Consider the following 6,462-nt stretch of genomic DNA (forward strand, 5'->3'; position numbering starts at 1 on the left):
GCTCGATGCCGAGATCATGGACGAGGCCGCCAGCCTGATTCTGGGGCACCATGACTTCACCACCTTCCGCTCCACGGAGTGCCAGTCCAATTCGCCGATGAAGACGCTGGACGTGCTGACGGTGCGGCGCGAGCACGACCATATCGTGGTCAATGCCAGCGCCCGCAGCTTTCTGCACCATCAGGTGCGCTCGATGGTGGGGTGCCTCAAGCTGGTGGGGGAAGGCAAATGGACGCCCGCCGACTTCCGCGCCGCGCTCGACGCCAGAAACCGTAGCCATTGCCGCGCCATGGCCCCTTCAGATGGGCTTTACCTGACGCGGGTCGACTACTAGCTGACGGCCGGCATGAACATGCCCGGCGCGATCATGGCGATAATCAGCCCCATGGCGACGGCCTGAATGACCAGCTTGGCGACGATAAAGATCACGGTCTGCAAGGGCGCCAGGGTGACGATCAACCGCGCAATATTGACCTCGACCACAAGAGCCGCGACGCCAACGGCAATGGTGGCGAACTGGCCGACGCCGACCATCAGCAGCACGAGAGTGATCAGCGACGCGAACAAATTGATCCAGTTGAAGGCCACAATATAGGGCACAAAGCCATCGAGCCGGGCGAACTGCCTCAGCACGATCCATGCGGCGCCAGCCTGCAGCACATAGAGCATGGCACTCAGCAGCAGGCCGGTGGACGCCGCGCCGGTTTCAGCCGAAAATCCCAGCAGTTTCGGGCCATAGGCCGATATGGCACCGGCAATCAGAAAGGCGATAAAACTGCTGACCAGACCACGTTGACTGAAGTCAAAATGGGTCGGCGCCTTGCGGTCGCCGGTCAGCAGGGCAAAGCTGCCTTGCGCCGCGGCAATCAGTTCATCGAAGAATGTCGGGGTCGGCTGGGCCAAGGCGCGTCTCGATTGGTCAGAGGAGAGTGGTAGGCAGCATGTAGAGCGCCAGGCGCATTGCTACAAGCAGCACGATGGTCAAAGCGGCAAATCCGGCGGCCACTCCAATGCTCCAGAGCAGTGCAATGCGCGCCAGACGAAACAGCAGATAGCCGGTGCCGAACCAGGCCAGCATGACAATGGGGCCGCCAATCAGGGCGAGCAGACCCTCAAACAGCAGGAAGCCTGCCATTGCATAAACGCCGGGGACCAGCACGGGCAGCATGGGCGCCTGACTGTTGATGAAGCTGCGCGAAATCATCAGTGTCGCCACCAGCGAGATGACGGGCAGTGCCAACACAGCCATGGCGGTCAATACGCCCATGCCCCCCGGCATGCCGATGCTCATCGAGGCCGCAGCCACACCGAGAAACGCGACAAAGATAAACACGAACAGGGCGGTTGCCAGGCCAGCCGCACTGATGGTGAACTGGCTGCGCCAGCCAGGCTGACCGCGCACGATCATTTGCCAGCCGACAATGGCCCGGTTGACGACGGTCCAGAGCTTCACGAGACCGCTCCGAAAAAGCGCAGCATGAAGGCGCGGTAAATTTCGGTCAACCCGGTCAGATCGCTGAGCGCAATGTGCTCGTCGGCCTTGTGCATGGAGGGCCCGACCAGGCCGCACTCCACCACGGGACCATATTGGGCGATGAAGCGCGCGTCCGAGGTGCCGCCGCCGGTGGAGAAGCTCGGACGCTGGCCGGTCAGGTCGGCAATGGTCGCCGCCAGGGTTTCCACATCGTCGCTGAGCGGCGACAGGAAAGAACGCGACGGCTCGCCAGCCAGCGCGAAGCTGATAGTGCTGCCCGCTGCGTCAACACTGGCCATGCGGCTGCGGACCCAGTCGGCAAGGGTGTCAGGCGTCCACAAATCATTGTAGCGGATGTTGAAGCGAATGGTCCCGGACGCCGGAATGACATTGGAAATGGCATTGCCGACATCGATCGAGGTGACCTCGAGATTGCTGGGGGGAAAATGCGCGGTGCCGGTGTCGATGGTGGTGTCGAGCGCCGTCACCACCCGCGCCAGGGCCGGCATGGGATTGTTGGCCCTGGCGGGGTAGGCGACATGGCCCTGTGTGCCGGCGACGGTGATGACACCAGAGAGCGAGCCACGCCGGCCGATCTTGATGCTGTCACCCAGGTTGGCGGTCGAGCTCGGCTCGCCGACAATGGCAAAATCAAAATGGTGTTGCTGCGCCTGCGCCCAGGCCATCAGCTTGGCGGTGCCATTGATGGCGTCGGCTTCCTCGTCATTGGTGATGGCGAGCATGATGGTGCCAGCCTCCACAGGAATGGCGGCCGCAGCAGCGACGAAGGCGGCAATGCCCGATTTCATGTCGGCAGCGCCCCGGCCATAGAGCTTGCCGTCGGCTTGCCGCGGGGTGAAGGGATCGGTGGTCCAATGGGCCAGATCGCCGGGAGGGACTACGTCGGTATGGCCGGCAAACAGCAGACGCCGCCCGGCATTGCCGCGTATGGCGAAGAGATTGTCTACCGGATAGGAGCCGTCACCCTCAAAGGTCAGCCGGGTGACAGCAAAGCCGATCGCGTTCAGCGCCGCTTCGAGCACGTCGAGCGCCCCCGCTTCGGTGGGGGTGACCGAGGGACAGGCAATCAGGTTCTTGAGGAGCTGGACAGGATCGTCTGCAGTGTTGTCGGTCACCAGGTGATCCCGTCCTTGTTCGTTCAGGCCGCGCCGTCGAGCGGGTCCCGGCCAAAGCTGTTGCTGCCAGTGGTGCCCCGCAGGAAGCCAAGCTGGACCAGGACATAGATACCGTAAATGCCCACCGCGAAGTAAACCAGCGACAGGGGCAAGGAGGGCATCTGGGTCGGCACGCCAGCCACGTCGACGTCGGTCGTGCCGATGCCCAGCGCCTGCAGCACGGTCAGGATGCCGGAGATGGCGAGAAATATCTTGAAATCACGCGCGTCGCTATCGCGATCCTGGCGGCGCTTGATGCCAATGGACCAGTTGGGCACGAACATGATCGCAAAAGCGATCAACTGGGCCCAAGCCGCGCTGATGCCGAAAACGCCGAGAATGAGGTTGAGCACGATGCTGGCCAGGATCAGGATGACGACGCCAAACCACCAGGTCTTGCGCGAAATCCTGCCGTCTGTGGTGGTGAAGAGCGGCACGAGACTATCCATGATCTTCCCCTCAAAAAATCAGCAGGTAGGATGCCGAAAAGCTCCGGCATGCCGCATGTTAGGTGACTCGCGCAGTTTGCACCAGAACGGGGCTAGTCGCGCAGCAACTCGTTGATGCCGGTCTTGGAGCGGGTCTGGGCATCGACCGTTTTGACGATCACGGCGCAGTAAAGGCTTGGGCCGGGCTGGCCGTTGGGGAAGGGCTTGCCGGGGAGCGAGCCAGATACCACCACCGAATAGGGCGGCACCTTGCCGATGTGGATTTCGCCCGTGGCACGATCGACGATCTTGGTGGAGGCGCCAATGAAGACGCCCATCGAGATCACCGCGCCTTCGCCGACAACGACGCCTTCAACCACTTCGGAACGGGCGCCGATGAAGCAGTTGTCTTCGATAATGACCGGACCGGCCTGCAGCGGCTCAAGCACGCCGCCAATGCCAACGCCGCCCGAGATATGCACGTTCTTGCCGATCTGGGCGCAGGAGCCGACGGTGACCCAGGTATCAACCATGGTCCCCTCCCCGACATGGGCACCCAGATTCACGAAACTGGGCATCAGAATGACGTTGCGGCCAATGAAAGCGGAGTGACGGACAATGGCACCGGGCACGGCGCGGAAGCCGGCCTCGCGGAAGGTGTTCTCGCTCCAGCCTTCAAATTTGGTGGGCACCTTGTCCCAGAACGACGAGCCGCCCGGCGCGCCTTCGATCAGCTTGTTGTCGTAGAGGCGGAATGACAGCAGCACGGCCTTTTTCAGCCACTGATTGACCTGCCAGACGCCATCGACCTTCTCGGCGACGCGGGCTTTGCCGCTGTCGAGCAGGTTGAGGGCCTCGTTGACCGCGTCGCGAACGGGACCTGTGGTGTCGAAACCGATTGTAGCACGGGCCTCGAAGGCGTCATCGATGGTCTTGGCGAGATCGGTAAAAGACATGGTGAGTTCCTCAGAATAGTGCGCGCGGACCATAGCGGGACAGCAAGGGGTGTCAATTGGCTAGGGAATGGCGCAGCAAGGTGTTAGGCCCGGCGCGAACTCCGGAGAGCGCCATGGCGACGATGTATCTCGTGCAAGCCTTTAAACAGAACGGCAAGAAGCTGATTGCCGACCCCGTGCAGCAAGCCAAGAGCGAAGAAAAGGCGATTGCCACGGCCGAGCGTCTGGCGCCGATGCGCGCCGGTGTGCTGGTGTTTTCCCAGGAGGTCGACGTCGAAACCGATGCTTATGACGAACCACGGGTGATCCTGCGCATCGGCAGCCTGCCACCCGGCCTGATGGACGGCTGAACTAAGCGCCGTCAGCTGCCGGGTAGACTCCCAGAATACGGAAGTAGTCGGTAAAGAAGCCGAGCTCTTCAAAAGCATTGATCACGTTGGGGTCCGCGGGGTGCCCCTCGATATCGGCATAAAACTGGGTAGCGGTGAAATTGCCCCCTACCATGTAGCTTTCAAGCTTGGTCATGTTGACACCATTGGTGGCAAAGCCGCCCATGGCCTTGTAGAGCGCTGCCGGCACGTTGCGGACGCGGAATACAAAGGTGGTCTTGACCCTGCCACCCTGGGGCGCTCGCTTCTCGTCGCGTGACAGCACCAGAAAGCGCGTGGTGTTGTGATCAGCGTCTTCGATATTTGCGGCCAGCACATTGAGACCATAGATCTCGCCGGCAAAGCGGGAGGCAATGGCTGCCACCGACTTGTCGGCATTCTCGGCCACTTCGCGGGCCGAGCCCGCGGTATCGACCGCATTGATGGTGCGAAAACCATGATCGGTGATGAACTTGCGGCATTGGCCCAGGGCCACCGAGAGCGACTGCACCGCCTTGATATCAACCAGTCGTGCGCCGGGGACCCCGAGCAAGGTCATCTCGACGCGCAGAAAGTGGTCGCCGATAATGAACAGGCCGCTTTCGGGCAGCAGGTGGTGAACGTCGGTAATGCGTCCATAGAGGGAATTCTCGACCGGCACGACGGCGAAGTCGGCCTTGCCGGACTGCACCGCAGCAATCGTCTCTTCAAAGGTAACGCAGCCAATCGCCTCCTCGCCGGGGAACAGATTGTTGGCGGCGGCGTGGCTGAATGCGCCCGGCTCACCCTGAAAAGCGATCTTCTTGGTCATCTGCGGGTCCAGTTCTGGTTGGCGCAGAGGCTTTTGAACCCCGGGACAAGCGGAGTCAATTGATGCAGCAGCCGGCCCACACGGCACTTGCGGTGGGGAAATGTCGCAGTCTGGGATTGCATGGTTGCGCCACGCCAGCCGTCGGACTATCTTCCGCCCGCGTCGCGCCGTTCCGTTGAAGACGGATTCCCTATTGGGGTTTTCGAATGTGGTGGGGAGCGCGACTATCGTCCGCAGGGGATGGACTGGCAGAGAGACCAAATGGATTCGTTCGAGCTAAACAAGATCATGGGTGCCGTTCTGGGCACCTTGTTGTTCGTTATGGGCACCGGCTTTATCGCCGAAGCTATCTACCATCCCATCCAGAACAATGGGCCGGGCTATGCCTTGCCTGAACCCGAGGCGGTGGAAGGTGGCGCTGCGCCGGCCGAAGCCGAGCCGGAAGTGCCGCTCGGCCTTTTGCTGGCTAGCGCGGATGTCGCCAAGGGCGCCAACGCGGTCAAGAAGTGCCAGTCGTGCCACAATTTCGGCGAGGGGGAACCCAACAAGCAGGGTCCTCACTTGTATGGCGTGGTTGGCCGGCTAGAAGCTAGCGTCGACGACTTTGCCTATTCGGACGTGCTGCTGGCCCACAACGCCGCCGGCGATGTGTGGAGCTATGAAAACCTCAACGCGTTCCTGACCAAGCCCAGCGACTATGCACCGGGCACCAAGATGAATTTTGCCGGTATCCGCACACCTGAAGAGCGCGCCAACATCCTGGCCTATCTGCAGACGCTGGACGCTGCGCCGGTGCCATTCCCGGCGGCTGATGCCGTGGAAGCAGCATCGCCGGCGGAAGAGGCTGCGGTGGGCGATGAACAGTCACCCGCCAGCACCACCGAAGCGCCTGCCGCCGCACCGGCCGATGCGCCGGTCCTGGCGCCCGAATCGGTGATCGAGACGCCGACGGAAGCGCCGATGGAAACCGATATTCAGGGAACTCCCACCACCACGGCGCAGTAATCCACTCCATCAGACTTTTTTCAAAGCCGCGCCCGGTCAACGGCGCGGCTTTTTGCTGGAAGGAACAAGATCATGCTGTTGCTGCACCTGACCGATGTCGATGAAGCAGGCTGGGCCGAAGCGCTGCGCGCTGCCCTGGATGGCTACCCCGTCGTGCGGCGTGGCGATGACCATGACCCTGCCGCGATCCGCTACATCTTTGTCTGGAAGCCTGAGGCCAATGCCTTTGTTGGCTTGACTGGGCT

8 protein-coding genes and 1 pseudogene are annotated in these 6,462 nt (G+C 61.9%); 3 read left to right on the plus strand and 6 right to left on the minus strand.

Annotated features, from left to right (window positions below; all coding sequences use genetic code 11):
* Positions 1-334, plus strand: a pseudogene (locus Q8O80_RS02470) (tRNA pseudouridine synthase A); the annotation flags it as partial.
* Here the strand turns inward: Q8O80_RS02470 and Q8O80_RS02475 are convergent.
* From Q8O80_RS02475 to dapD, 5 genes are all read right to left on the minus strand, one after another.
* Complete coding sequence (locus tag Q8O80_RS02475) at positions 331-903, minus strand: hypothetical protein (protein WP_305576568.1); 573 nt, start codon at positions 901-903, stop codon at positions 331-333. The pseudogene Q8O80_RS02470 and the gene Q8O80_RS02475 sit on opposite strands and share 4 nt — an antisense overlap.
* A gap of 16 nt (positions 904-919) precedes the next feature.
* On the minus strand, positions 920-1,453 hold the full coding sequence (locus Q8O80_RS02480) for a hypothetical protein (RefSeq protein ID WP_305576570.1): 534 nt from the start codon (positions 1,451-1,453) through the stop codon (positions 920-922).
* The gene (gene dapE, locus Q8O80_RS02485; protein WP_305576572.1) at positions 1,450-2,610 is read right to left on the minus strand and encodes a succinyl-diaminopimelate desuccinylase; all 1,161 of its coding nucleotides are present in this window, start codon (positions 2,608-2,610) and stop codon (positions 1,450-1,452) included. The genes Q8O80_RS02480 and dapE overlap by 4 nt, the downstream gene beginning before the upstream one ends.
* A 23-nt stretch (positions 2,611-2,633) precedes the next feature.
* Positions 2,634-3,098 (minus strand): DUF805 domain-containing protein, encoded by a 465-nt coding sequence (locus tag Q8O80_RS02490; protein ID WP_305576574.1) that lies wholly within the window; start codon positions 3,096-3,098, stop codon positions 2,634-2,636.
* 92 nt (positions 3,099-3,190) lie between these two features.
* Positions 3,191-4,033, minus strand: a complete 843-nt coding sequence (gene dapD / locus Q8O80_RS02495) for a 2,3,4,5-tetrahydropyridine-2,6-dicarboxylate N-succinyltransferase (RefSeq protein WP_305576576.1) — start codon at positions 4,031-4,033, stop codon at positions 3,191-3,193.
* Positions 4,034-4,146: 113 nt separating this feature from the next.
* Between dapD and Q8O80_RS02500 the strand changes: the two genes are divergently transcribed.
* Positions 4,147-4,383, plus strand: a complete 237-nt coding sequence (locus tag Q8O80_RS02500; RefSeq protein ID WP_305576578.1) for a hypothetical protein — start codon at positions 4,147-4,149, stop codon at positions 4,381-4,383.
* A gap of 1 nt (position 4,384) precedes the next feature.
* Here Q8O80_RS02500 and Q8O80_RS02505 read toward each other — a convergent pair whose 3' ends face one another.
* Positions 4,385-5,212, minus strand: coding sequence for a prephenate dehydratase (locus Q8O80_RS02505; RefSeq protein WP_305576580.1), 828 nt, complete (start codon positions 5,210-5,212; stop codon positions 4,385-4,387).
* 261 nt (positions 5,213-5,473) lie between these two features.
* Here Q8O80_RS02505 and Q8O80_RS02510 point away from each other — a divergent pair, with 261 nt between their 5' ends.
* A complete protein-coding gene (locus tag Q8O80_RS02510) occupies positions 5,474-6,217 on the plus strand; it encodes a cytochrome c family protein (RefSeq protein WP_305576582.1) in 744 nt (247 codons plus the stop codon).
* Positions 6,218-6,462 lie beyond the last annotated feature (245 nt).

It is taken from the genome of Devosia sp. (assembly GCF_030689745.1).
Classification (GTDB): Bacteria; Pseudomonadota; Alphaproteobacteria; order Rhizobiales; family Devosiaceae; genus Devosia; species Devosia alba.